Here is a 23449-nt window from a genome sequence, read left to right on the forward strand (position 1 = left end):
AGCAGGCAGGCTGGGGTCATCGCCATGACTGACCACACCTTCAGCGACGACGAGCGCGCTGCAGTCTACCGGGCCATCGCCGAGCGCCGGGACATGCGTCATTTCTGTGGTGGTTCGGTGGCACCCGAACTGTTGGCGCGTTTGCTGGAGGCCGCGCATCAGGCCCCCAGTGTCGGGCTGATGCAGCCGTGGCGCTTCATCCGGATCAGCGATCGCCAGTTGCGCGGACAGATTCAGGCACAGGTGGAGGCGGAACGGATACGCACTGCAAAAGCCCTCGGTGAGCGCTCCGACGACTTCATGACGCTTAAGGTCGAAGGCATCAACGATTGCGCCGAAGTGCTGGTTGCGGCGCTCATGGACGATCGCGAGAAACATATTTTCGGACGTCGTACCTTGCCGGAAATGGACATGGCCTCGTTGTCTTGCGCCATCCAGAACCTGTGGCTGGCGGCTCGCGCCGAGGGGCTGGGCATGGGCTGGGTGTCACTGTTCGAACCCCAGGCGCTGGCCGACCTTCTGCAGATGCCGGCCGGCTCGAAACCCTTGGCGATTCTGTGTCTGGGGCCGGTCAGGGAATTCTATCCGGCGCCGATGCTGGTACTGGAAGGCTGGGCGCAGGCGCGCCCGTTGCACGAACTGCTCTACGAGAACCAATGGGGAGTGACTTCATGAGTGTGGCGTTGTTGAGCGTTGCCGGGGTCGCGCTGGACGCGTTGCTCGGTGAGCCAAAACGAAACCACCCGCTGGTGGCGTTCGGTCGATATGCCGAGCGCATCGAGCACCGTTTCAACACGCAAGGGCGCGGGTGGCGCAGTCACGGGGTCACGGCCTGGTTCATCGCGGTGGTCCCGCTGACGCTGCTGGTGACGTTCTTCAGTGGGTTGCCTTATGTGGGCTGGCTGGTGGAAGCAGCTGCGCTGTATTGTGCCTTGGGCCTGCGCAGCCTGGGAGAACACGTCGAGCCTGTGGCTCAAGCCTTGCGCAGCGATGATCTTGAAGGGGCGCGTCGCCGGGTGGGCTATCTGGTCAGCCGCCAGACTTCGGACCTGGACGCGACCGAAGTCGCCCGTGCCGCCACAGAGTCGGTTCTGGAGAACGGCAGCGACGCGGTATTCGCGGCCATCTTCTGGTTCGTGGTATTAGGCGCGCCGGGCGTGGTGCTCTATCGCCTGAGCAACACGCTGGACGCCATGTGGGGCTATCGCAATGAGCGCTTTGAGCGTTTCGGCTGGGCAGCGGCGAAAATCGACGACCTGCTTAACTATATTCCTGCGCGTCTCGTGGCTTTGACCTACGCGCTGCTGGGCAAAACCCGGCTTGCATTGCGCTGCTGGCACACACAGGCGCCGAAATGGGACAGCCCGAATGCGGGGCCGGTCATGGCCGCGGGCGCAGGTGCGCTGGGCGTGGAACTGGGTGGCGCGGCAATTTATCACGGCGAGCTGCATCAACGTCCGCAACTGGGCGAGGGTGTGCCTGCCGATGCGGACTCAATAGACCGAGGCTGGCAGCTGGTACAGCGCGGTGTGTGGCTGTGGCTGCTGATTCTATGCCTGGGGACTGAATTCTATGCTTGAGCACGGTGGCCGGTTGCGCGGGGTGGTGGCCCGATACGGTATCGGCGAGGCGGACTGGCTTGATCTGTCCAGCGGCATCTCGCCCTGGGCGTGGCCGATTCCGCCGATCCCTGCGTCGGCGTGGGCGCGTTTGCCAGAAACCGACGATGGTCTGGAGAACGCCGCTCGGCGTTATTACGGTGCTCCGGATTTACTACCGGTGGCCGGTTCCCAGGCAGCGATTCAGGCGTTGCCGCGCTTGCGTCAGCCGGGCAAGGTCGGCGTCTTGTCGCCTTGTTATGCCGAGCATGCGCAAGCGTGGCGCAGTAACGGTTTTCTGGTGCGCGAAGTGCTGGAGCATGAAGTCGAGCGTTTCATCGACGTTCTTGACGTGCTGGTTGTGGTCAATCCCAACAATCCCACAGGGCTGAGCCTGACGCCCGAGCGCTTGCTTGAGTGGCACGCAAAACTGGCGCAGCGTGGCGGCTGGCTGGTGGTGGACGAGGCGTTCATGGACAACACGCCGCAGTTGAGCCTTGCCGCTGAAACCCAGCGCCCGGGTCTGGTCGTTTTGCGCTCGTTTGGCAAGTTTTTTGGGCTGGCCGGGGTGCGGCTTGGTTTCGTTCTTGGCGAATCGCATTTTCTCAAGGTGCTGGCCGGGCAGATCGGTCCCTGGTCGGTCAGCGGTCCCACACGCATTCTCGGTCAGGCCTGTCTTGACGATGCCCATGGCCATCAACGGCAGCGCGCGCGTACGCAAGCGGCCAGTCAACGTCTGTTCGAGCTGCTGACCCGATACGACCTTGCCCCCCAAGGCGGCTGTGCGCTGTTTCAATGGCTGATCACGCCGCGGGCCGCCGAACTGCACGAGTTCTGCGCCCGGCGCGGGATTCTGCTGCGTATTTTTCTCGATGATGCGCCGCACAATGGCAGCCTGCGTTTCGGCCTGCCTCGCGACGAAGCTGACTGGCTGCGTCTGGAGCAGGCGCTGAGGGCATTTTCCCGGGAGCGTGCATGAACACTTCATCCGCCAGTAAAACCCTGATGGTGCAGGGTACAACCTCAGACGCGGGCAAGAGCACGCTGGTGACCGCACTGTGCCGGTGGTTGACACGCCAGGGTGTGCGCACCGTGCCGTTCAAGCCACAGAACATGGCGCTCAACAGCGCGGTGACTGCCGACGGGGGCGAGATCGGTCGCGCCCAGGCTGTGCAGGCCCAGGCGTGCGGCCTTGAGCCGCACACCGACATGAACCCGGTGCTGCTCAAACCCAACAGCGATACCGGGGCGCAGGTGATCATTCACGGCCGCGCAGTGACTACCATGAACGCTGTGGCCTACCACGACTACAAGGCGATCGCCATGCAGGCGGTGCTTGCCTCTCATCAACGGCTCAGCGCCGGCTGGCCGGTGGTGATGGTCGAAGGGGCGGGGTCCCCGGCGGAAATCAATCTGCGAGCGGGCGACATCGCCAACATGGGCTTCGCCGAAGCAGTGGATTGCCCGGTATTGCTGGTGGCCGACATCAATCGCGGCGGCGTCTTCGCGCATCTGGTCGGCACTCTGGAGCTGCTTTCTGCCAGTGAACAGGCACGCGTGAAGGGCTTCATCATCAACCGTTTTCGCGGCGACATCGCCTTGCTCCAACCGGGCCTGGACTGGCTGGAGCAGCGCACCGGCAAACCGGTGGTCGGCGTGTTGCCCTATGTCACGGATCTGCATCTGGAGGCCGAGGACGGTCTCGATCAGCGCCAGACCGACAAGGCCGAGCACGTCCTTAACGTGGTGGTGCCAGTGTTGCCGCGCATCAGCAACCACACCGACTTCGACCCCTTGCGCCTGCATCCGCAGGTCAATCTGCAATTTGTCGGGCCGGGCCAGCCGATCCCCTCCGCCGATCTGATCATCCTGCCGGGTTCCAAAAGCGTGCGCAGCGATCTGGCCTACCTGCGCAGCAACGGCTGGGCCACCGCGATCGGTCGCCACTTACGCTACGGCGGCAAAGTGCTGGGGATCTGCGGCGGGCTGCAGATGCTCGGAGAGCATTTGCATGACCCACTGGGCCTTGAGGGCGCAGCCGGTTCAAGTCCCGGGCTGGGGCTGCTGGCTCTGAGCACGGTACTGGCTGAGGAAAAACAACTGCGCAACGTGCGAGGCCGACTGACTCTGCAAGACGCGCAAGTCACCGGTTACGAGATCCACGCGGGCGTAACCACAGGGCCAGCGCTGGAAAACCCCTTGGTGCAGCTTAGCGATGGCCGTTGCGACGGCGCGCAGAGTGCCGATGGGCAAGTGCTTGGCACCTACCTGCACGGGCTGTTCGAAAACCCGGCCTCCAGCAGCGCCTTGTTGGGTTGGGCTGGGTTGCAGAACGTGCAGCGGGTTGATTATCACGCCTTGCGTGAACGCGATATCGAACGGCTTGCCGATCTGGTCGAGGAACATCTGGACGGCAGACTGCTGCGTGAACTCTGTGGTCTGGAGCCAGCCCGATGCAGCAATTGATCCTCGGCGGGGCGCGCTCCGGCAAGAGTCGGTTGGCTGAAAGGCTGGCCGGTGAAAGCGGGCTCGACGTCACCTATATCGCTACCAGTCAGTCACTCGATGGCGAGATGAACCAACGGGTCGCGCTGCATCGTCAGCGTCGCCCGGACAGTTGGGGGCTGGTCGAGGAACCGCTCGAACTGGCTCGCGTATTAAAGGAAAACGCCGCACCGGATCGTTGCCTGTTGGTCGACTGCCTGACCCTGTGGCTGACCAATCTGCTGATGCTGGACGATCCGCAGCGACTGGCGCAGGAGCGCGATGCATTACTCGACTGCCTGGGGCGATTGCCCGGGCAAATCATTTTCGTCAGCAATGAAACCGGGCTGGGTGTCGTTCCCCTCGGCGAACTGACCCGTCGCTATGTTGATGAAGCCGGCTGGCTGCATCAGGCGCTGGCCGAGCAATGTCAGCGGGTGGTGTTCACCGTCGCTGGACTGCCCATGACCCTTAAAGGATCCGCACTATGACTAATGCCTGGTGGCTCAACCCTGCGCGTGAAATCGATCAAGACAGCCGCGAGCAGGCGCTCGCCCGGCAGCAGCAGTTGACCAAACCCACGGGGTCATTGGGCCAACTGGAAGCGGTCGCAGTTGAACTGGCCGGTCTGCAAGGCCAGCTCAACCCCAGGGTCGATAAGCTCTGGATCGCGATTTTCGCTGGCGACCACGGCGTGGTTGCCGAAGGGGTCTCGGCTTATCCGCAGGAAGTCACCGGGCAGATGCTGCACAACTTTGTCATGGGGGGCGCGGCCATCAGTGTGCTTGCCAAACAGTTGTCCGCCCAGCTGGATGTGGTCGACCTGGGCACCGTTTCGCCGCTGAACCTGCCGGGTGTGCGCCATCTGAATCTGGGCGCAGGCACCGCCAACTTCGCCAAGGCCCCGGCGATGACTGAGGAGCAACTTGAACGTGCTCTGGCAGGGGGGCGAGAAAGCGTACAACGGGCCAAAGCGGCAGGCACCGAGCTGTTTATCGGTGGCGAAATGGGGATCGGCAACACCACGGCGGCCAGCGCGCTAGCCTGTTCGCTGCTCAATTGCCCGGCACCGCTTCTGGTCGGTCCCGGCACGGGGCTGGATGCTCAAGGGGTCCAGCGCAAGGTGCAGGTCATCGAGCAGGCATTGCAGCTGCATGCAGCCCAATCCGGCGATGCGCTGGGCAGCTTGCGCACCTTTGGCGGGTTTGAAATAGCGGCGTTAACAGGCGCCTACCTGGCCTGTGCGCAGGAAGGGATCGTGGCGCTGGTGGACGGCTTCATCTGTACGGTGGCGGCGCTGGTGGCGGTGCGGCTGAATCCTTCTTGTCGTCAATGGCTGTTCTTTGGCCACCGGGGAGCCGAGCCGGGTCATCGTCATGTGCTGGAAGCCTTGAAGGCCGAGCCGCTTCTGGAGCTGGGCTTGCGGCTGGGCGAGGGCAGTGGTGCGGCGTTGGCGGTGCCGCTGTTGCGCCTGGCGTGCGAGTTGCACAACGGTATGGCGACCTTCGCCGAAGCGGCAGTGGCGGACCGACCGGCATGACCCTGCGTCTGGACCTGTTGCGCCATGGCGAAACCGAACGCGGCGGGGGGCTGCGTGGCAGTCTGGATGACGCCCTGACCCCACTAGGCTGGCAGCAGATGCACCAAGCGGTGTCCAAGCCCGCTGCGTGGGATCTGATCCTCAGTTCGCCGCTGCAACGTTGTGCGCGATTTGCCGAAGCATTAGCGGCACAATTGTCGTTACCTGTGGCGTTTGAACCTGATCTGCAGGAGCTGCATTTCGGCGATTGGGAGGGCGTAAGCACTTCGCAATTGATGGAAAGCGATGCCGAAGGGCTGGGACGCTTCTGGGAGAATCCCTACACCTTCACTCCGCCCAATGGCGAGCCAGTGTCGGCGTTTTCCGAGCGAGTGCGCGGTGCTGTCCGGCGTCTGCACCAGATCCACGACGGCCAGCGCATCCTGCTGATCAGCCATGGCGGGGTCATGCGCCTGTTGCTGGCTCAGGCCCGCAGGCTGCCTTGTGAACAATTGCTGCAAGTGGTCGTCGGTCATGGCGATCTGTTCGGGCTTGATGTCGATGCCGATGGCCTATTGACGGAGGTATAAATGCTGCCGTTCTGGATCGCCCTGCAATTTCTCAGCAGCTTGCCGGTTCGTCTACCCGGCATGCCGGAGCCGCAGGCACTGGGACGTTCGCTGTTGTTTTACCCGCTGGTGGGAGTGCTGTTCGGTTCGATCCTGATGGCGTTTAACCTTTTTCTCGACGGCACGCCCCTATTACTTCATGCCGCACTGCTGCTGACAGTCTGGGTACTGCTCAGCGGCGGCCTGCACCTGGACGGGCTTGCCGATAGCGCCGACGCTTGGCTTGGCGGGTTCGGTGACCGGGAGCGCACCCTGACGATCATGAAGGACCCGCGCAGCGGGCCGATTGCCGTGGTGACACTGGTGATCGTCCTGTTACTGAAATTCAGCGCAGTTCTGGCCCTGATCGAAGGGCATCACAGTGTCGGTCTATGGCTGGCACCGGTCATAGGCCGCGCCGCGATGCTGGGGTTATTCCTCTGCACGCCCTATGTTCGTGCTGGTGGCTTGGGGCAGGCGCTGGCCGATCACCTCCCGCGCAGAATGGGCTTTCAAGCGCTAGCTGCGACAGCTGTTGGCTGTGTGATCGCATCCGGCTGGGCTGGTGTGTGGGTGTTGCTGTTCGTCGTGGCAGGATTCTTCTGGCTGCGACGCCTGATGATGCAGCGTCTGGGTGGCAGCACCGGAGATACGGCGGGGGCGATGCTGGAGTTGCTGGAGCTGCTGGTGGTACTCACGCTGGCGCTGATGTAACAGAGCCCGCTCGCTAGGCACCTTTGGTGGCAAGGGTTAGCCTGTATTCCTGACACCGACTCCTTGTCCCGAATGGATGCCGACATGAATATTCGCTGGATCTGCCTTGCTGTCCTGTTGTTTCATCTGGGCGGCGCAGCCATGGCTGCCGATTGCCCTCCTTTATTACAGGGTGAGTTACCCAAGCTGCGGGCTAAACAGAATATCGAGCTGTGCGAGCAGTTCGCGGGCAAGCCGATGGTCATCGTCAATACCGCGAGCTTCTGTGGCTTTGCGCCGCAGTTCAAAGGGCTGGAAGCGCTCAACCAACGGTTCAAGGGGCAGGGGCTGGAAGTGCTGGGCGTGCCGTCGGACGACTTCAAACAGGAGTCCGCAGACGTCGCTGAAACGGCGAAGGTCTGCTATGTCAATTACGGTGTGACATTCACCATGACCGAGCCGCAACCGGTGCGAGGTGCCGATGCGATCAATCTGTTCAAGGTTCTGGCCGAACAAAGCAATGCGCCGCGCTGGAATTTCTATAAATACGTGGTGGACCGCAAAGGTAATGTGATTGCCAGTTTTTCCAGCCTGACCCAGCCGGACGATCCCGAGTTGATTTCTGCGATCGAGAAAGCCATTGCCTCCACACCTTGATCCCGGCAAGCACGGTCCTCGAGGTTGAACGAAAAACCCCGCAACCATCACTGGATGCGGGGTTTTTCTGTATGGCACACGGGTGATTAACCTGTGACGCCCAAGCCATCAGAAGCGGTAGGTCAGGCCCAAGCCGAAACCGTTGGCGCTGTTTTCATACTTCGCGTTGTAGGACTGGCCCAAGGCGTTCAAGCGATTGACCTTGATGTCTTCTTCCTGAAGGTACGAGTAAGCGACATCGATGGTGATGTCGTCGGTCGGGCTGTAGCCTGCGCCCACACTGAAGATCGTACGGTCGCCGGTAGGGATGCGTGGCGAACGGTCAGTGTTGTTGGTTGGCGACTGGTCGAACGTCAGGCCGGTACGCAGTACCCACTGCTTGTTCAGTTGGAAGGAAGTCCCCAGCGCATAGGCCCAGGTGTCATGCCAGTTCTGTTCTTCGCTGATGGTGCCCACCAGGCCAGGCGCTGCATTACCGCCAGCACGGGTCACGCCCGAGTTGCGAACGGTGATGTCCTGCAGGCGGCTCCAGCGAGTCCAGGTCGCACCGGCGTAGAGTTTCCAGTCGTCGGTCATTTTCTGGGTAACCGAGAAGTCTACGGACTCTGGAGTATCCAGGCTCAGCTTGCCGTCATATCGCCCAGCACCCAGCACGTTGGCCGGAACGCCTGCACCTGGTGTGACTTCAGTATGACCTTCGAGCTTGTAAGTTACCTTCGAGTGGTAGGTCAGGCCCAGGCTTGTGGTATCGGTGGCCTGCACCAACACACCGGCGTTGAAGCCATAGCCGACGTCATCGCCTTTGACTTGAACGCGGCCGTCGCCGGTGCGGGCTCCCAGGAGCGGGCTGACGTTGAGTGCCGATTCCAGCACGCCGGAAATATGGTTGATCGTCGGGCCGAAACCGATCGACACCTTGTCATTGAAGGCATAGCTGACGGTCGGCTGGAATGTCACGACCTTGACCAGGCTCTTGCTGCCGAAGTTACGGCCCTGGAAGCTGCTCTCGTAGTCGGTCACCAGACCAAACGGCGCATAAACGCCCAGGCCGAAGGCCCACTGATCGTCGATAGGTTTGACGTAGAAACCCATTGGCACGGCAGTGAAAGGCACCATGTCGCCCTTGTTGGTCCCCACAACAGAGCCGCTGGTGTCCTTGATATCTGTCGAAGCGTCGATGGCCGCAACACCAACGGTGACTTGTTGGCGCTTGAGGCGCGACATCCCGGCAGGGTTGCCATAGACGATGCTCGCATCATCGACGGAAGAGGAACGGCCTGCAAAACCAGTGCCCATGCCGCTGATGCTCTGCTCGTTAAGAGCAAAACCTGATGCGAAAATCTGGGTGGAGGCAAGAGTGATGGCGAGGCTGAGGCTGGATTTGATCATTGTTTTTTTCATTGTTAGAACTCCTTGTTGATCACCGCGCGGAAATTACCAATATTTTTGATGTCGCGCCATAGGCTGCTTCACCCGATTCTGAGCTGTTTTTGTAGGACAATCCGGGCAAACGTGCTGCTATCTCCCGTAAAACTGTCGGGTCATAAAATGGTTGATTCGGCTTGAAACAAAGGGTGAACCCAGGTTTGCCAGGCTGTCGTGAAATCCTCCAGCCGGCCACTCGGCTGAAATATCCTGCGCCAAATTCGCGCCATCCCCAGCAGATTATCTTCGGCGGGTAGCGTCATGCCACTCGCTTCCACCATCATCCAAGCAATTGCGGTGGAATAACGCAGGTTGACCGTCAGTTCAAGATCCGGTCCGGTCAGGAAGGCGTGCTGACTGGCCAGGCCTCTGATCAGGCTGGCAAGGTCGGGGTTTTTGGCCAGATAGCCATCCCATACGCGGTAGTGCAGGGCATCGGAAATGCCATACAAGCCATGCCCGGCTTGACTGTCGAGCTCGGCCCCCAGCGCTGACTGGGTAGCGGCCACAGCAAGCAGAAAAGATTCTGCTCCTGGAGGGTGGCGGCCGAGATAGGTCAGCGTCGGGCTGATCACATGACGGCGCAGTTCACTGGCGGCGATTCCCATAATGCCCTCGGCGAGGTCAATGAGCCGGAAGCCCCTGACGCTTGGTAGCGGGAATGAACCTGGGACCTCCAGAAGCGGGGATAGCCGCCTGAGTTGAAGCGTAGTCTCATATTTGCCGTGTAAGGGGCTGTTTCTAAGATATTTCCTGATCGTTAAAGCCTGTTTCTCTTCGCTGATGGTGAGCGGTGCGACAGCTTTTCATATAAAAAACAGGCACAAAAAAGCCCCACCTTTTAAGGGTGAGGCTCGGCGGCGTGTTTTTTACCCGACGAACGGTATCAGGCGGTTAATGCCTGACGTGTCCGGTCAATTATGGCCTGCAGCGGTTCGGCGCTGGAGTACTGATCGGGGTAGAGGCGTTCACTGTGACGGGCGATGCCGTGTTCGTTGACGATCGTGAAGCTGAAACAGCCTTTGCGAGCCGCCATGATCAGGCAGTTCATAGGCGCGAAAGCGTTGGTTAGGGTGCGAATAGCATTTTGAGTCTGGACATGGGTAGTCATGGTTATGGTGTTTCCTGAATCGACACGCAATCAGAGGCGTGCAAAATAAAAACGTTCCAGTAAACGCGGGCCGATGCTCGAATGCGAGTCAGGGCAGGGCGCAGAACCTGTCTGGAACAAAAGCAGCCAGTTGAAGCGCGGTTATCGTGTAGCGCTGGGCTGACTGGTAGGTACTTCGGAGGGCAGGCAACACGACAGGAGCAAAGGTTCGATGCTCCAGGTGAAGATCCTGATCAATTTGCAGGCTGGTTTGAGCAGACCATGATTGCTTCTCCACACCTCCGTTTTCGGCAGGTCGTGCGAGTTCATGTCTGGAAACCATCGAGGTGATCGATCCCGTTTTTTAGTCCGTCTGCTTGAAGGCACAGATGGATCCAAGGATTTGTTCGATCAGAATTGACTTTCAGCTTGGTACTAACGGCGGCGATTTTATTCGATTTGAAAACGCAGCGCAAGAGGTGTGGTGCACGAATGTTGTTCTGCGGCTGGATGTGCGGGTATTCGGCATTTAGGTATCGCGCTGATACGTGCCGACATGTTTTTTCAGCGGGCTATAGACTCCTCTTGTCGGTGTAAAGCGATTTCGGCTTCTTTCTGAACATGTGCTTATAGCGAAGGGAAATTGACTTGTGCACATTAGAGCCATTAGCTGTTATCTCACTGTCACATTCCCTCCTAACAGCTTGATTTCAGTCAGCGATTTATTAAGTCAATGAAAAGCATCGTTTTTTTTTCTGGTGAAAAAATCGTCAGTTTGAACGCAAGCCCCATTCTATCGGCGTTTGCGAGGGTTCAAGGGAGGTTGTCCACTGACTTATCCACAGCTTCTGTGGATTGTCCCGGGCGCTCGCTCTAACCCGCGCCTTTGCTTCAATCAGACGAAGATTCGGCCTTTCTTTCGGGTATGGCCCGAACCTGAATCTGACGTCAGCACAGGTTCTGCGCATAATGCCGCCAGCATCGATTTGAGTTGGAGAATTTTATGGCTTTGGACCTCACCAGCCTGCTGCTGGGATTGGCGGTGGCGGCATTGCCTTTGCTGGCGCTGGCCTGGCAACTGCAACGCCGGATTGCCCGGCATGAGGCGCAGGCGACATTGCTGGACGAGCGCTTGAGCAATGCACAAATGGCCCAGGACGGTTTGAATGCACAGTTGGATGCCTGCCGTGACGAGATCAGCGATTTATCGCAGGCCAATGCAGTGAAGCAAGCGGAGCTTGCGGCCTTGCGCCGAGAGGTCGAACTCCTGCGTTTGCAGCAGGATACAGCTCGCCTTGCGCAGGAGGACTGGGGGCAGGAGCGTGCTCTTAAGGAGGCTGAATTGCGGCGCCTGGGCGCGCAGTGTGCTTCCCTTGACGCGGAGTTGCGTGAACAACAGGAAAGCCATCAGCAGCGTCTGAGCGATCTGCAGGGTTCGCGGGATGAGTTGCGGGCCCAGTTTGCCGAGCTTGCCGGGAAGATCTTCGATGAGCGCGAACAACGTTTCGCCGAAACCAGTCAGCAGCAGTTGGGCCAGTTGCTCAACCCGCTGAAAGAGCGGATTCAGTCGTTCGAAAAACGTGTTGAAGAAAGCTATCAGCAGGAGGCGCGGGAGCGTTTCTCGCTGGGCAAGGAGCTGGAACGTCTGCAGGTGCTCAACCAACGCTTGAGCGACGAAGCCACCAACCTGACCCGGGCGCTCAAGGGCCAGAAAACTCAAGGCAACTGGGGTGAGCTGATCCTGGAACGGGTGTTGGAGCACGCCGGGCTGGAGAAGGGCCGCGAATACCAGACGCAGGTTAGCCTCAAGGGGCCGGATGGCGAGCGATTCCAGCCGGATGTCCTGATCATGCTGCCGGGCGACAAGCAGGTCGTGGTCGATGCCAAGGTCAGTCTTACGGCGTACCAGCAATATGTGTCGGCCGATGACGACGTGATCGCACAGGTTGCCTTGAAACAGCACGTCTTATCACTGCGCAACCACGTCAAGGGTTTGTCCGGCAAGGATTACAAACGTCTGGAAGGGTTGCACAGCCTGGATTTCGTGTTGCTGTTCGTACCTATCGAAGCAGCGTTTTCCGCAGCACTGCAGGCGGAACCGAACATGTTTCAGGAAGCCTTCGACCGCAATATCGTGATTGTCAGTCCGACCACGCTGCTGGCCACGCTGCGGGTCATCGACAGCCTCTGGAAGCAGGAGCGCCAGAGTCAGAACGCCCGGGAAATTGCCGAGCGCGCAGGCTGGCTGTACGACAAGTTCGTGCTGTTCATTCAGGATCTGGATGAGGTCGGCAGCCGTCTGCAGCAACTTGATAAAGCCTACGGCGCTGCGCGCAACAAGCTGGTTGAGGGGCGTGGCAACCTGGTCAGCCGCAGCGAGCAACTCAAGCTGCTTGGCGCGCGGGCGAGCAAAAACCTGCCCACCGATCTGCTGGAGCGGGCAATGACCGATGAGGATGGACTGGTGAAGCTGCCTGAGTAGGTCGCAACCGGAGGATGTTTTGCACCACCCGGCTGAGTGCTTCACAGCCAGTATTTTGAATACATGTATACAAGATTTTGCGTTTGGTCCTTTCAAACCGCATGCCTCAACCATGCACCGCCATCACGCATCGATGCACTCAGAGTGGGCGAGTCTGTTCATCAGTTCTGAAAAATTGATGCTGCTCATTCACATTGATCGCTTGTAAAACCCCGACCCGGCGCGTTCTCACCGCGTCGAAAATTCTACTGGCACGCATTCTGCCTAGTGATTCGTATACAACCCAGGCTATCTCCCGTACGCAGTGTGCAATGCCTACACGGGAAGCAGCTGGTTTTCTCAGGGAGAAATGCGATGACCGAATCAATACCCGAGGGCTACAGCCCGCGTTTATATAACCAGGATCTGGGGCCCTTGCCGCAGAAGTGGACCTGGTACAACATTTTTGCCTTCTGGATGAGCGACGTGCACAGCGTCGGGGGGTATGTGTTTGCCGCCAGCCTGTTCGCACTGGGTCTGGCGAGCTGGCAGGTGCTGATCGCGCTACTGGCGGGCATTTGCATCATTCAGGTAATTGCAAATCTGCTCGCCAAACCGAGTCAACAGGCGGCGGTACCATACCCGGTGATCTGCCGACTGGCATTTGGTGTCTTCGGCGCGAATATTCCAGCGGTGATTCGCGGGCTGATCGCCGTGGCCTGGTACGGCGTGCAGACCTATCTGGCCTCCAGCGCTTTGATCATTGTGGTTCTGCGATTTTTCCCACAAATGGCGGTGTATGCCGATCCGCATTTCGCAGGCTTATCCTACCTAGGCTGGTTCGGATTTCTGGCCCTCTGGTTGGTCCAGGCCGCAGTGTTCTGGACCGGTATGGATTCGATTCGCCGGTTTACCGATTGGGCAGGACCGGTGGTGTATGCGGTGATGTTCCTGCTGGCCGGATGGATTGTCTGGAAGGCAGGCTGGGCCAATATCAGCTTCACTTTGTCCGAGAAATCCCTGACCGGGTGGGAAGCTGCCTGGCAAGTGGTCGTGGCAACGGCGCTGGTGGTCTCGTATTTCTCTGGCCCTACGCTGAATTTTGGAGATTTCAGTCGCTACTGCCGGAGCATGTCGCAGGTGCGCCGAGGTAACTTCTGGGGCTTGCCGGTCAACTTTCTCGCGTTCTCACTGGTAACTGTCGTTATCGTGTCTGGCACTTTGCCGGTGTTTGGTGAAATGCTTCATGACCCGATCGCCACGGTCGCCCGTATTGATAACGAAGTAGCGGTATTGCTAGGTGCATTCGCTTTCGTTACCGCCACCATCGGCATCAACATCGTGGCCAATTTCGTATCCCCGGCATTCGATTTCGCCAACGTCGCGCCCAGCAAGATCAGCTGGCGCATGGGCGGCATGATCGCGGCAGTGGCCTCGATCTTCATCACGCCGTGGAACCTGTTCAATAACCCGGCGGTTATCCATTACACCCTGGATGTGCTGGCGGCATTCATCGGCCCGTTGTTCGGCATCCTGCTGGTGGATTACTACGTCATCAAGAAGCAGCAGATTGACGTCGATTCGCTCTTCAACGATGGCCCGCAGGGTCGCTACTGGTATACCGGCGGGGTCAACTATGCCGCAGTTAAGGCGTTGATTCTGGCCACTCTGGCAGGCATCGCGATCACTTTTATTCCCGCCCTGCAGCCCATGGCCAACTTTGCGTGGTTCACCGGCTGTTTTCTGGGTGGCGCGCTGTTCTTTATATTTGCCCGCCGCAGTCAGGCTCACGAAGGTGCGTCATTAGCACCTGTCGCATCGTGACAAAAAGGGCGCGGCCAGCGGCGGTGTCGCTGGTCGCGTGAGGCTTGGCAATTGCTACATGGAAATGTCCGAACGTAAAGAATGGGAAAATTTCCTGACGCGACACTCCGTAGCAGGCGTAAAGTGCACCTTGGCACTATGATTTGCGTTAAGCGGACCAGAAGTTGGCTGCCAGCATTTCCCTGAAGGGGCGTCTATATGAACAGTAAATTGCAAGAATGGCTGCACGACGTAGGTGTTGCATTAGGCTTGATCGAGCGACCTAAATTGCAACCGATTCCTGTCCGGTCCGACGATGATGAGCGGCGCCGTCCGCGTCGTTGAGCAATCGCTTGGTTTAAACCCGTAAACAGCGGTGTATCGCCAGATAGACCGCTCGCGCTGTACGCCGCTTTGGCTTGCAGTTAGAGGCGAGTAACCGGTTTTCCTTCTTTTCAACAACCCCTCGTGCCTGCGAAGGGGACCTATTTGCGTTCAGCGAGATTCCTCGCTTGTCATCTTCAGCAGAATCAGATCAATGAGACCCTGCAGCCTCAGTTGGCTGTAATCCGGATGTTCCGGTAAATGTGACAGGTCCGATTTGATCCGGATCGGTAACTGAATGTGAAACCTGCTCTGCAGATCGGCGAAGAATTCAGCGAAATCCTCTTCATCCAGTTCGAGGGCGCTCACCAGCACGTCCTCTTGTCCCTGGATGACTGATTTATCGATGAGGATCTTCCCGAGAGTGTCCAGGACGTGCTGCTGAATTTCGAGACGGTCCATGATGGGCCCCTGCTATTGATGCCGTTCCAAAGTTACCCTGACTTCACATACAGAGGGGCGTCAGGTGACAGCCTGATACTGCCCTGTTTGCTGAATCACCTCGTTCAGGTGCGTCGATAAGGTACTGTCCTGAACTAGGCTAGTCCATGTTCGGTGCGCGCGGCCGCTCCCTCCTCGATGAAATTTTGTAACCGGCTCATGAAAAAGGACGCCCTGAGGCGTCCTTTGATCTACTCGACGGCATCACCGCCGATCAGAATCCGCTCAGGCAGCGCTGGCTACCGAAGCTGGCCTTGGCGACACTGCGCTGACTATTACGAAGCTCAGCAAGCCGATCGCCAGGCTGTAGTAGATCGGCGTATTGGCGTCCAGGCCATCCTTGAGCATGAACACCAATGCCGTGACGAAGCCCAGACCCATGCTGGTGATGGCGCCAGCGGTGGTGGCACGCTTCCAGAAGATGGCGCCGATCAGCGGAATCAGCATGCCACCCACCAGCAGGTTGTAGGCCAGGGTCAAGGCGCTGATCACGTCGTTCACCACCAGTGCGATCGCCAGCACGACGATACCGGTCAGTGCGGTGAACAGGCGGTTGATGCCCAGGCTCGATTGCTTCCCACCTCGCAGTTTTGGCAGCAAGTCTTCGGTCAGGGTCGTGGATGCTGCAAGCAGTCCGGCGCTTGCGGTCGACATCATCGCGGCCAGGGCTGCTGCGATCACCAAACCGCGAATTCCGTCAGGCAGTGAAGCTTTGACGATGGCCGCGAAGGCGGTGTTGACGTTGGCCAGATCCGGCAGCAATACGTGTGCTGTCATGCCGATCAGCGCGCAGACCAGTCCGTAGATAATGCAGTAAATGCCAGCAATGGAGCCTGCATACTGCGCGACCTTCTCGTTGCGGGCGGTGAACACGCGCTGCCAGATGTCCTGACCGATGAGGATGCCGAAAAAGTAGATCAGGAAGTAGGTGATGATGGTGTCCCAGCCGATGGTGGTCCAGCTGAAGCTCGCTGCTGGTAGCTTGGCGACGAGTTGGTCCCAGCCCCCAACACGGTATAGACAGATCGGCAGCAGAATGAACATCAGGCCGACGGTCTTGATTACGAACTGCACGATGTCGGTGAGGGTCAGCGACCACATACCGCCAATGGTCGAATACACCACGACCACGCCGCCGCCCAGAAGCACTGACATCCAGAACGGCAGATCGAAGAGCACCTGCATCACGGTGCCAATGGCCAGAATCGAGGTCACGCCAATCATCAGCGCGTAGGCGAGCATGATCACCGCGCTGGCCTGACGAGCCATTGGGTTATAGCGTTTTTCAAGGACCTGGGTGACGGTGAAGATGCGCAGCTTGAGTAACGGCTTGGCGAGGAACAGGTTCAGCGCGATGATCCCGGCGCCCAGTGCGGCGCATAGCCAGAAACCGGAAATTCCGTAAACGTAACCCAGACGCACGGTGCCGACCGTGGAGGCGCCACCCAGTACCGTGGCTGCCATGGTGCCCATGTACAGACTCGGTCCAAGGTTGCGTCCGGCAACCAGGTAATCTTCGTGGGTCTTGGCCTTGCGCATGCCGTACCAGCCCAGCACCAGCATGCCGGCCGCGTAGATCAGCACGACGAAAATATCTAAAGCCATGGAGTGTCTCCAATCATTGTTTTTATAGTGAGTCGCGCTCATCCGGCTGACATGGCTGAGGCCGTTAGCGGTTGAGTTTTCCTGTTTATTTGAAGTGCCGATGTATGGCGTGCCCGGAACCTGTGGCAGCGAAGTGATCCGCGATGCGGTCGGGCAGGCAATGGACATGCATTGCCTGTACCGGCGTCTGGCGAATGAATGCGCTGCGCAGCATGGGGCTGCTCCCACACGTGGTAGCTTTCCCCGAGGGTATTGGACGGATCGCTAGCGTCTAGCGGTGCGCTACCCCCGGCAGCACGCAGAGCATTTCGTACAGCAGATTGGCGCCCAGCAACGAGGTGTTGCCAGTGGTGTCGTAGGGCGGTGAGACTTCCACCAGGTCGCAACCGATCAGGTCCAGGCCCTGGCAGCCGCGAATGATCTCGATGGCTTGAATGGTGGTCAGGCCGCCGATTTCCGGGGTGCCGGTCCCGGGTGCCCAGGCGGGGTCGATGCCGTCGATGTCGAAGCTCAGGTAAACCGGACCGCCGCCGACTTTCTCCCTGACTTCAGCCATCAGCGGCCCGAGCGACTTGTGCCAGCACTCTTCGGCCTGAACCACGCGGAAGCCCTGTTTGCGGCTCCAGTTGAAGTCTTCGGCGGTGTAGCCTTGAGCACGCAGACCGATCTGCACGACACGATCGCAGTCCAGCAGACCCTCTTCCACCGCGCGGCGGAACGTGGTGCCGTGGGCGATCTTCTCGCCGAACATGTGGTCATTGACGTCGGCATGAGCGTCGATGTGCACCAGGCCAACCTTGCCGTGTTTCTTATGTATGGCACGCAGGATGGGCAGGGTGATGGTGTGATCGCCACCCAGAGTCAGGGGGATGATGCCGTGCGCGAGGAAGCCATCGTAAGCCTCCTCAATGATGCGCACTGCATCCAGCAGGTTAAAGGTGTTGATTGCGACGTCACCGATGTCGGCAACCGACAGCGAGTCAAAAGGTGCAGCGCCCGTGGCCATGTTGTAGGGGCGAATCATCACCGATTCGGCGCGGATTTCACGAGGTCCGAAACGGGTGCCGGCGCGCAGCGAGGTGCCAATGTCCAGCGGCACGCCGACGAAGGCGGCATCCAGGCCGGCGGCCGATTGCAGGTGGGGCAGACGCATCATGGTTGCGATGCCGGCGAAGCGCGGCATTTCGTTGCCGCCCAGTGGTTGGTGGAAAATCTTGTCCACAGGATTGCCTCATCGGTGAGTTATTAATAGTTGTAGGGCTGGAGCGGATTCTGCGAACCACCGGTGCTGCGAACAATCGCTGAGGCAAAATACTTAGTTCAGAGATTTCTGAACTATCGGGAAAATCAGGTTAAGCTGCCGCGCATTGCGTCTATCCGATACGTGCACACGATTGTCCCGGTACTTCCATGGCCCACTCATTACCCGATCTGAAACTGCTGCGCATCTTCGTTTGCGTGGTGCGTCATCAAGGCTTCGCCAGCGCTCAGCAGGAGCTGAACCTGTCGACCTCGGCCATCAGCACTTACATGAGCCAGCTGGAGTCGGCGCTGGGCATCGTGCTATGCCATCGCGGCCGTGGCGGGTTCAGTCTGACCAGCAAAGGCGAGCTGTTTCACCAGGAAACCCTGCGCCTGCTCGGCGAGTTGGAAGGCTTTGAACTGTATGCCGCTGCGCTCAAGGGCGAGCTGCGTGGCACCTTGAACCTCGGCGTGCTGGACTCGACCGTCAGCGACCGCGCATTGCCGTTCGCCGAAGTGATTGGCGCCTACAGTGAAGAACATCCGGCGGTGCATTTGCACCTTTCGGTCATGAGCCCGTACGAATTGCAGCTCGGTGTGCTGGACAACCGGCTGGACCTGGCCATCGGCTCGTTTTCCACCCGCATGAACGGGTTGCTGTATCAGCCGCTTTATCGTGAGCAACATTGGCTGTATTGCAGTAACCGCCATCCATTGTTCGTCGAGCGGCGCATCCCGGAGCCGGTGATCACCCAGCAACGCATGGTCGGTCGCGGCTACTGGAGTCAGGCGGAGCTGGCCCGGCATGGTTTCAAACACAGCGCGGCGACCGTGGAGAGTATGGAGGCTCAACTGATTCTCGTGCTTTCCGGCGCCTACATCGGTTACCTGCCGGAGCACTACGCCCAATCGTGGGTCGATTCGGGGCATCTACGTGTATTGTTGCCAGCCACATTCGGCTATCAGGCGCCGTTTTCGATGATCCTGCGGCGCGGGCGCAGTCGCGAACCGCTGATCCAGACCTTCCGCGATCTGCTCAAAGCCCAGCTCAATCCGCTTTAGGAAGTTTCGAACATGCCACGTGCCTGTTGCCAGCGCTGCCATCGTCCGGAAGGACATTGCTTGTGCGCGCTGATCCCGCGCCTTGAAAGCCGCACCCGCGTGCTGATTCTGCAGCATCCCAGTGAGGTCAACCACGCGCTCAATACCGCTCGGCTGGCAGCACTTGGGCTGAGTAACGCGCAGTTGCTGGTTGGCGAGGTGTTCGAAAACCTCGCCCCATGGCTGAATGTGCCTGGTTACCAGCCAAGATTGTTGTTTCCGGGCGAGGGCGCCACCGCGCTCACCGAACAAAAGGTCGATTCGGAGCACACCTTGCTGGTAGTTCCGGACGGCACATGGCGCAAGGCGCGAAAGCTGCTGCACCTCAACCCGCTGCTGGCGGCACTGCCCAGAGTGACACTGGAAAGCGCGCCAGCGTCGCGGTATCGCATTCGCAAGGCGCCAGCTCCGGATGCGTTATCGACCCTGGAAGCTATTACCCATGCGCTAGAGACCCTTGAGCCGGAGCGCACATTTCAGGCGTTGCTACGGCCTTTCGAGGTCTTGATCGAGGGGCAGATTGCGGCGATGGGCGAGGAAACCTTTCGGCGCAACCATGGTTGAACTCAGCCGTTGAACGAGGGCGCGGGCTCAGGCGCTGATGCATTGCCCGTTTGCACGCGGCGAATGTAGGCGTCGCTTTCACGCTCGGCATCTTCTTTGGTAGAGAAGGGCCCTTCGAGAGTGTTCTCACGGGTGCTGAAGAAATACAGACCGTTGATGCGCGAGACGCGATCGCTGCGAAAGTGAACGGCGGTCTGAAGGTCTTGCTCACGCTTGCTCAACATAGTCTTCTCCGGTCTTAAGACTGTGGATGGGGATAGCTCAGAACGGCTAATCGTTAGGTCTTAGCCGCATGAGCCCGCACAGGTTGAGACGAAAAACTCGGCTGGACGTTCGATCATTTACGTTAAAGCTGAACTAATCCCCAACCGAATCAGCGCTTTCCCAATGCTTCAGCCTGATGGATCCACTGCTGACGTTGCTCTTCGGTCGAGGTACGGACCGGGGAAAACTCCGTCAGCCGCGTGGGCCTGATTCCGCAGAACTCCAGAATTGTCCTTTTCATCTGCCGGTGAGCCGGTGCCTTGAACACCCAGCGGAAGTAGCGAGACGGTGTGTCCAGCGTCACCAGCAGTTCGGCGGTCCGGCCTTTTAGCAGTTCGTTGGAAGGATGGTGGCGACCGTGGGTCTTGAACGCGAAACCGGGCATGAGCACCCGGTCGAAAAAACCGCTGAGCAGGCTCGGCAGCCCGCCCCACCAGACCGGATAGACGAACACCAGATGCTGGGCCCAGTGAATTTCCCGCTGAGCCTCCAGCAGATCGTGTTCCAGCATCTGACTCGATTCATAGCCGCCGCGCAGCACCGGGTCGAAGTCCAGCTCGTCCAGCTTCAGCACCCGCACGGCATGGCCCTGACTGCGCGCGCCCTGGGCATAGGCTTCGCCCAGCGCGTGGCAGAGGCTGATGGACTTCGGCGAGCCGATGACCATCAGAATGCGTTTGCCATACCCTTCCAGTGGGGTGGCGCCACTGATCGGCTCAGCCATTGCTGCCGGCCTCCAGCATCTTCTCGGGACGTACCCAGGCATCGAACTCGGCCTCGGTCAGCAAGCCCAGCTGCAAGGCCGCTTCGCGCAGGGTCAGGCCTTCGCTGTAAGCCTTTTTGGCGATCTGTGCCGACTTGTCATAGCCGATGTGCGGGTTGAGTGCCGTGACCAGCATCAGGCCGCGTTCCAGGTGCTCGGCCATTTTTGCGGCGTCCGCTTCCATGCCCGCGATGCAGTGCTCGTTGAAATTGCGGCATCCGTCGCCCAGCAGTCGAATCGACTGCAGCAGGTTATGGATGATCACCGGCTTGAACACGTTTAACTGCAGGTGACCCTGGCTCGCCGCGAACGCGATGGTGGTGTCGTTGCCCATGACCTGACAGGCCAGCATCGACAGTGCCTCGCACTGAGTCGGATTAACCTTGCCCGGCATGATCGAGCTGCCCGGCTCGTTGGCTGGCAGTTTGACTTCTGCAAAACCGGCGCGCGGGCCCGAGCCCAGCAGGCGCAGGTCGTTGGCGATTTTCATCAGCGTGACCGCCAGTGTTTTCAGCGCGCCTGACAGCGCCGTCAGCGGCTCATGCCCTGCCAATGCCGCGAATTTGTTCGGCGCGGTCACGAACGGCAAACCAGACAAGGCAGCCAGTTCGGCGGCCACGGCCTCGGCGAAACCATGGGGTGAGTTAAGCCCGGTGCCGACCGCCGTGCCGCCCTGAGCCAGTTCGCAAACGGCGGGGAGGGCTGCGCGAATGCTTTTTTCGGCGTAATCCAATTGCGCCACGTAGGCCGACAGCTCTTGCCCGAAAGTGATCGGCGTGGCGTCCATCATGTGCGTGCGACCGGTTTTCACCAGCTTCATGTGGCGCGACGACTGTTCGGCAATGCCTGCCGACAACTCAGCGATGGCGGGCAGCAGTTGCCCCTTGACCGCTTGAGCAGCGGCGATATGCATAGCGGTCGGGAAGCAGTCGTTGGAGCTTTGCGAGCGGTTGACGTGATCATTGGGATGAACGGGCGACTTGCCGCCGCGCCCCTTGCCCGCCAGTTCATTAGCGCGTCCGGCGATCACTTCGTTAACGTTCATGTTGCTCTGGGTGCCACTGCCGGTCTGCCAGACTACCAGCGGGAAATGGTCGTCGAGCTCCTTGCCGAGCACTTCGTTAGCGGACCGCTCGATGAGCCGCGCGATGTCGGCAGGCAAGTCACCGTTGCGTTCATTGACCCTTGCGGCGGCTTTCTTGATCAGGGCCAGCGCATGGATCACCGGCAGCGGCATACGCTCCTGACCAATGGCGAAGTTGATCAGGGAGCGTTGGGTTTGCGCACCCCAGTAAGCGTCATCGGGGACTTCGATCAGACCTATGCTGTCGGTTTCGGTACGGCTCACTGGAATCACTCCTTAAGGGTCGAATGGCGCAGTTTAGTACCCGGCACGCAGTTTCGGTTCCCGGTAATGGCTGTGCGGCACGAAGATGCGCGCTCAACGTGCGACGAAAGGCCGGGTCTGCCTGTGCAACCTTTATGGCGTGGGCTTGTCTCCGGACGGCGATTTGACCGTCGGTAGCGCCGGGGGTTGAGCGCAGGATGAAAAGGGGCGCAGAATGTGCGGCCTTGGGGTTCAGCCTCGCCTGCTAGATAAGGAAACTCGATGACCCGTCTTCGTGCCATCTGTGCTGCGGTCGCTCTGGTATGTGCCAGCGGCCAGGCTCTCGCCGCCACCGCCAGCCACGATGCCAGCGCCGTAGCCTTCCTCAAACTGGCTCACGCCGATCAGTTGGGCGCGCCGATTTACGCGCAAGCGCAGCAAATGTTCGCCCAGCGTTTCGCCGAAACCAAAGCGCCGGAGTCCAAGAAAGCCGTGCTGGAAAAATATCAGGCGCAGGCCAACGCCGCTCTGGACAAGGCCATTGGCTGGGAAAAGCTGCAGCCTGACATGGTCAAGCTGTACACCGATAACTTCAGCGAGCAAGAGCTCAAGGACCTGGTGGCCTTCTACCAGTCTCCGCTGGGCAAGAAAGTCCAGGCGAAGATGCCGCAGATCAGCCAGCAGTCGTTCCAGATGACTCAGGACAAACTGCAACCTGCAGTGCCAGTGGTCACCAAGCTGCTCGAGTCAATGACCAGCGAACTCGTTCCGGCTGGCGCCAAGGGTGCCCCGGCAGCCCCTGCCAAAAAGCCGTAAGCCATAAGTGAAGCCAGACATGAGCATGCAACAGCGAATCGAATCCGCGTTGACGGTCTTTCAGCCCGAGTACCTGCAAGTGCTCAACGAAAGCCACATGCACAGTCGCGGCACCGACACTCACTACAAGGCCGTGGTGGTCAGCGACCAGTTCGCTGGCCTCAACGCCGTCAAGCGTCACCAGAAGGTCTATGGCCTGCTCGGTGGCCTGATGGGTGAGTTTCATGCCCTGGCGTTGCACACCTACACCCCGCAGGAGTGGTCGAAGCTGGGCGCCGCACCTGCTTCGCCGACTTGTGCCGGGGGGCATGACTGATTAGGAGCGACGCACTTGTCGGTCGCGTTTCGTGAATGGATACGTTCCCCCTGTGGGAGCGCATTCATTCGCAAAGCTGCATCAGGCCGTAGCATCGGCTCGGCGCTTGCGGGCCAATCGCGAATGAATTCGCTCCCACAGGTTGATGCCTCGACAGTATGGATCTCTTGGCTGCCCGATTGACCTGCATCGATTTTCCGCCGATCACCCCCTCTGTCTGCCCGCCGCCGATATTTGCTAAAATCCGCGCCGCGTTGCCGGGCTGGCACGCTTTGACCTGAATCATTC

At 59.5% G+C, this 23449-nt stretch carries 26 protein-coding genes; 16 read left to right on the forward strand and 10 right to left on the reverse strand.

From position 1 onward, the window contains the following. The first annotated feature begins 24 nt into the window (after positions 1-24). From bluB to EC915_RS08065, 9 genes are all read left to right on the forward strand, one after another. On the forward strand, positions 25-675 hold the full coding sequence (gene bluB / locus EC915_RS08025; RefSeq protein WP_133749988.1) for a 5,6-dimethylbenzimidazole synthase: 651 nt from the start codon (positions 25-27) through the stop codon (positions 673-675). Beyond that, positions 672-1580 carry an adenosylcobinamide-phosphate synthase CbiB gene (gene cbiB, locus EC915_RS08030; RefSeq protein WP_133749989.1) on the forward strand — a complete coding sequence of 303 codons (909 nt, stop codon included), beginning with the start codon at positions 672-674 and terminating at the stop codon, positions 1578-1580. The genes bluB and cbiB overlap by 4 nt, the downstream gene beginning before the upstream one ends. Continuing rightward, complete coding sequence (gene cobD / locus EC915_RS08035; RefSeq protein WP_133749990.1) at positions 1573-2577, forward strand: threonine-phosphate decarboxylase CobD; 1005 nt, start codon at positions 1573-1575, stop codon at positions 2575-2577. Before cbiB ends, cobD begins: the two co-directional genes overlap by 8 nt. Continuing rightward, positions 2574-4064, forward strand: a complete 1491-nt coding sequence (locus tag EC915_RS08040) for a cobyric acid synthase (RefSeq protein WP_133749991.1) — start codon at positions 2574-2576, stop codon at positions 4062-4064. Before cobD ends, EC915_RS08040 begins: the two co-directional genes overlap by 4 nt. Next, positions 4052-4573 (forward strand): bifunctional adenosylcobinamide kinase/adenosylcobinamide-phosphate guanylyltransferase, encoded by a 522-nt coding sequence (cobU, locus tag EC915_RS08045; RefSeq protein ID WP_133749992.1) that lies wholly within the window; start codon positions 4052-4054, stop codon positions 4571-4573. The genes EC915_RS08040 and cobU overlap by 13 nt, the downstream gene beginning before the upstream one ends. After that, on the forward strand, positions 4570-5622 hold the full coding sequence (gene cobT / locus EC915_RS08050; protein ID WP_133749993.1) for a nicotinate-nucleotide--dimethylbenzimidazole phosphoribosyltransferase: 1053 nt from the start codon (positions 4570-4572) through the stop codon (positions 5620-5622). The genes cobU and cobT overlap by 4 nt, the downstream gene beginning before the upstream one ends. Further along, positions 5619-6191, forward strand: a complete 573-nt coding sequence (cobC, locus tag EC915_RS08055; protein WP_133749994.1) for an alpha-ribazole phosphatase family protein — start codon at positions 5619-5621, stop codon at positions 6189-6191. The genes cobT and cobC overlap by 4 nt, the downstream gene beginning before the upstream one ends. Beyond that, positions 6192-6923 (forward strand): adenosylcobinamide-GDP ribazoletransferase, encoded by a 732-nt coding sequence (locus EC915_RS08060; RefSeq protein ID WP_133749995.1) that lies wholly within the window; start codon positions 6192-6194, stop codon positions 6921-6923. It begins immediately after the preceding gene. Positions 6924-7007: 84 nt separating this feature from the next. Beyond that, positions 7008-7559 carry a glutathione peroxidase gene (locus EC915_RS08065; protein ID WP_133749996.1) on the forward strand — a complete coding sequence of 184 codons (552 nt, stop codon included), beginning with the start codon at positions 7008-7010 and terminating at the stop codon, positions 7557-7559. A gap of 108 nt (positions 7560-7667) precedes the next feature. Here the strand turns inward: EC915_RS08065 and EC915_RS08070 are convergent, their stop codons facing one another. From EC915_RS08070 to EC915_RS08080, 3 genes are all read right to left on the reverse strand, one after another. Next, on the reverse strand, positions 7668-8960 hold the full coding sequence (locus tag EC915_RS08070) for an OmpP1/FadL family transporter (protein ID WP_133749997.1): 1293 nt from the start codon (positions 8958-8960) through the stop codon (positions 7668-7670). A gap of 140 nt (positions 8961-9100) precedes the next feature. Beyond that, positions 9101-9592, reverse strand: a complete 492-nt coding sequence (locus EC915_RS08075; RefSeq protein ID WP_133749998.1) for a hypothetical protein — start codon at positions 9590-9592, stop codon at positions 9101-9103. 278 nt (positions 9593-9870) lie between these two features. Then, positions 9871-10095 carry a hypothetical protein gene (locus tag EC915_RS08080; RefSeq protein WP_133749999.1) on the reverse strand — a complete coding sequence of 75 codons (225 nt, stop codon included), beginning with the start codon at positions 10093-10095 and terminating at the stop codon, positions 9871-9873. A 1096-nt stretch (positions 10096-11191) separates the two neighbouring features. On the opposite strand from EC915_RS08080, the gene rmuC reads away from it, so the two are divergent. The 3 genes from rmuC (at position 11192) to EC915_RS25435 (ending at position 14683) form a co-directional block, all read left to right on the forward strand. After that, a complete protein-coding gene (gene rmuC, locus EC915_RS08085) occupies positions 11192-12556 on the forward strand; it encodes a DNA recombination protein RmuC (RefSeq protein ID WP_166650951.1) in 1365 nt (454 codons plus the stop codon). Between the two features lie 354 nt (positions 12557-12910). Next, positions 12911-14359: an NCS1 family nucleobase:cation symporter-1 gene (locus EC915_RS08090; RefSeq protein ID WP_133750001.1), complete on the forward strand. Its 1449-nt coding sequence runs from the start codon at positions 12911-12913 to the stop codon at positions 14357-14359. 198 nt (positions 14360-14557) lie between these two features. Further along, on the forward strand, positions 14558-14683 hold the full coding sequence (locus EC915_RS25435; RefSeq protein WP_305955382.1) for a PA1414 family protein: 126 nt from the start codon (positions 14558-14560) through the stop codon (positions 14681-14683). A gap of 150 nt (positions 14684-14833) precedes the next feature. Here EC915_RS25435 and EC915_RS08095 read toward each other — a convergent pair whose 3' ends face one another. The 3 genes from EC915_RS08095 to speB all read right to left on the reverse strand — a co-directional run bounded on the left by EC915_RS08095 (position 14834) and on the right by speB (position 17990). Continuing rightward, positions 14834-15124, reverse strand: coding sequence for a hypothetical protein (locus tag EC915_RS08095; RefSeq protein ID WP_133750002.1), 291 nt, complete (start codon positions 15122-15124; stop codon positions 14834-14836). Between the two features lie 264 nt (positions 15125-15388). Beyond that, positions 15389-16768 carry a sodium:solute symporter gene (locus EC915_RS08100; protein WP_133750003.1) on the reverse strand — a complete coding sequence of 460 codons (1380 nt, stop codon included), beginning with the start codon at positions 16766-16768 and terminating at the stop codon, positions 15389-15391. Between the two features lie 271 nt (positions 16769-17039). After that, a complete protein-coding gene (gene speB / locus EC915_RS08105) occupies positions 17040-17990 on the reverse strand; it encodes an agmatinase (RefSeq protein ID WP_133750004.1) in 951 nt (316 codons plus the stop codon). 188 nt (positions 17991-18178) lie between these two features. On the opposite strand from speB, the gene EC915_RS08110 reads away from it, so the two are divergent. After that, the gene (locus tag EC915_RS08110) at positions 18179-19072 is read left to right on the forward strand and encodes a LysR family transcriptional regulator (RefSeq protein WP_133750005.1); all 894 of its coding nucleotides are present in this window, start codon (positions 18179-18181) and stop codon (positions 19070-19072) included. Between the two features lie 12 nt (positions 19073-19084). Next, positions 19085-19675, forward strand: a complete 591-nt coding sequence (locus tag EC915_RS08115) for a tRNA-uridine aminocarboxypropyltransferase (RefSeq protein WP_133750006.1) — start codon at positions 19085-19087, stop codon at positions 19673-19675. A gap of 2 nt (positions 19676-19677) precedes the next feature. On the opposite strand, the gene EC915_RS08120 is transcribed toward EC915_RS08115, so the two are convergent. The 3 genes from EC915_RS08120 to EC915_RS08130 all read right to left on the reverse strand — a co-directional run bounded on the left by EC915_RS08120 (position 19678) and on the right by EC915_RS08130 (position 22050). Next, positions 19678-19899 (reverse strand): DUF6316 family protein, encoded by a 222-nt coding sequence (locus tag EC915_RS08120; RefSeq protein WP_133750007.1) that lies wholly within the window; start codon positions 19897-19899, stop codon positions 19678-19680. Between the two features lie 149 nt (positions 19900-20048). Continuing rightward, entirely contained in the window at positions 20049-20663 is a 615-nt protein-coding gene (locus tag EC915_RS08125; RefSeq protein ID WP_133750008.1) for an NAD(P)H-dependent oxidoreductase, read from the reverse strand. Further along, positions 20656-22050: a class II fumarate hydratase gene (locus EC915_RS08130; RefSeq protein ID WP_133750009.1), complete on the reverse strand. Its 1395-nt coding sequence runs from the start codon at positions 22048-22050 to the stop codon at positions 20656-20658. Before EC915_RS08130 ends, EC915_RS08125 begins: the two co-directional genes overlap by 8 nt. A gap of 261 nt (positions 22051-22311) precedes the next feature. Here EC915_RS08130 and EC915_RS08135 point away from each other — a divergent pair, with 261 nt between their 5' ends. Together EC915_RS08135 and EC915_RS08140 are read left to right on the forward strand one after the other, a co-directional pair. Beyond that, on the forward strand, positions 22312-22845 hold the full coding sequence (locus EC915_RS08135) for a DUF2059 domain-containing protein (RefSeq protein ID WP_133750010.1): 534 nt from the start codon (positions 22312-22314) through the stop codon (positions 22843-22845). Between the two features lie 19 nt (positions 22846-22864). Continuing rightward, a complete protein-coding gene (locus EC915_RS08140; protein ID WP_133750011.1) occupies positions 22865-23161 on the forward strand; it encodes a BolA family transcriptional regulator in 297 nt (98 codons plus the stop codon). A gap of 64 nt (positions 23162-23225) precedes the next feature. Here EC915_RS08140 and EC915_RS08145 read toward each other — a convergent pair whose 3' ends face one another. Then, positions 23226-23447, reverse strand: a complete 222-nt coding sequence (locus EC915_RS08145; RefSeq protein ID WP_133750012.1) for a hypothetical protein — start codon at positions 23445-23447, stop codon at positions 23226-23228. Between the last annotated feature and the right edge of the window lie 2 nt (positions 23448-23449).

This window comes from Pseudomonas sp. LP_7_YM, assembly GCF_004364435.1.
Taxonomy (GTDB): Bacteria; Pseudomonadota; Gammaproteobacteria; order Pseudomonadales; family Pseudomonadaceae; genus Aquipseudomonas.

Coding starts and splice junctions, on each gene's coding strand:
- EC915_RS08065 (WP_133749996.1), top strand. CDS start 7,008: ATGAATATTCGCTGGATCTGCCTTGCTGTCCTGTTGTTTCATCTGGGC.
- cobC (WP_133749994.1), top strand. CDS start 5,619: ATGACCCTGCGTCTGGACCTGTTGCGCCATGGCGAAACCGAACGCGGC.
- EC915_RS08120 (WP_133750007.1), bottom strand. CDS start 19,899: ATGTTGAGCAAGCGTGAGCAAGACCTTCAGACCGCCGTTCACTTTCGC.
- bluB (WP_133749988.1), top strand. CDS start 25: ATGACTGACCACACCTTCAGCGACGACGAGCGCGCTGCAGTCTACCGG.
- EC915_RS08135 (WP_133750010.1), top strand. CDS start 22,312: ATGACCCGTCTTCGTGCCATCTGTGCTGCGGTCGCTCTGGTATGTGCC.
- EC915_RS08070 (WP_133749997.1), bottom strand. CDS start 8,960: ATGAAAAAAACAATGATCAAATCCAGCCTCAGCCTCGCCATCACTCTT.
- EC915_RS08125 (WP_133750008.1), bottom strand. CDS start 20,663: ATGGCTGAGCCGATCAGTGGCGCCACCCCACTGGAAGGGTATGGCAAA.
- EC915_RS08040 (WP_133749991.1), top strand. CDS start 2,574: ATGAACACTTCATCCGCCAGTAAAACCCTGATGGTGCAGGGTACAACC.
- EC915_RS08100 (WP_133750003.1), bottom strand. CDS start 16,768: ATGGCTTTAGATATTTTCGTCGTGCTGATCTACGCGGCCGGCATGCTG.
- cobU (WP_133749992.1), top strand. CDS start 4,052: ATGCAGCAATTGATCCTCGGCGGGGCGCGCTCCGGCAAGAGTCGGTTG.
- cobD (WP_133749990.1), top strand. CDS start 1,573: ATGCTTGAGCACGGTGGCCGGTTGCGCGGGGTGGTGGCCCGATACGGT.
- EC915_RS08140 (WP_133750011.1), top strand. CDS start 22,865: ATGAGCATGCAACAGCGAATCGAATCCGCGTTGACGGTCTTTCAGCCC.
- EC915_RS08060 (WP_133749995.1), top strand. CDS start 6,192: ATGCTGCCGTTCTGGATCGCCCTGCAATTTCTCAGCAGCTTGCCGGTT.
- cobT (WP_133749993.1), top strand. CDS start 4,570: ATGACTAATGCCTGGTGGCTCAACCCTGCGCGTGAAATCGATCAAGAC.
- cbiB (WP_133749989.1), top strand. CDS start 672: ATGAGTGTGGCGTTGTTGAGCGTTGCCGGGGTCGCGCTGGACGCGTTG.
- EC915_RS08145 (WP_133750012.1), bottom strand. CDS start 23,447: ATGATTCAGGTCAAAGCGTGCCAGCCCGGCAACGCGGCGCGGATTTTA.
- EC915_RS08095 (WP_133750002.1), bottom strand. CDS start 15,124: ATGGACCGTCTCGAAATTCAGCAGCACGTCCTGGACACTCTCGGGAAG.
- EC915_RS08080 (WP_133749999.1), bottom strand. CDS start 10,095: ATGACTACCCATGTCCAGACTCAAAATGCTATTCGCACCCTAACCAAC.
- EC915_RS08090 (WP_133750001.1), top strand. CDS start 12,911: ATGACCGAATCAATACCCGAGGGCTACAGCCCGCGTTTATATAACCAG.
- EC915_RS08075 (WP_133749998.1), bottom strand. CDS start 9,592: ATGGGAATCGCCGCCAGTGAACTGCGCCGTCATGTGATCAGCCCGACG.
- EC915_RS25435 (WP_305955382.1), top strand. CDS start 14,558: ATGAACAGTAAATTGCAAGAATGGCTGCACGACGTAGGTGTTGCATTA.
- EC915_RS08110 (WP_133750005.1), top strand. CDS start 18,179: ATGGCCCACTCATTACCCGATCTGAAACTGCTGCGCATCTTCGTTTGC.
- EC915_RS08115 (WP_133750006.1), top strand. CDS start 19,085: ATGCCACGTGCCTGTTGCCAGCGCTGCCATCGTCCGGAAGGACATTGC.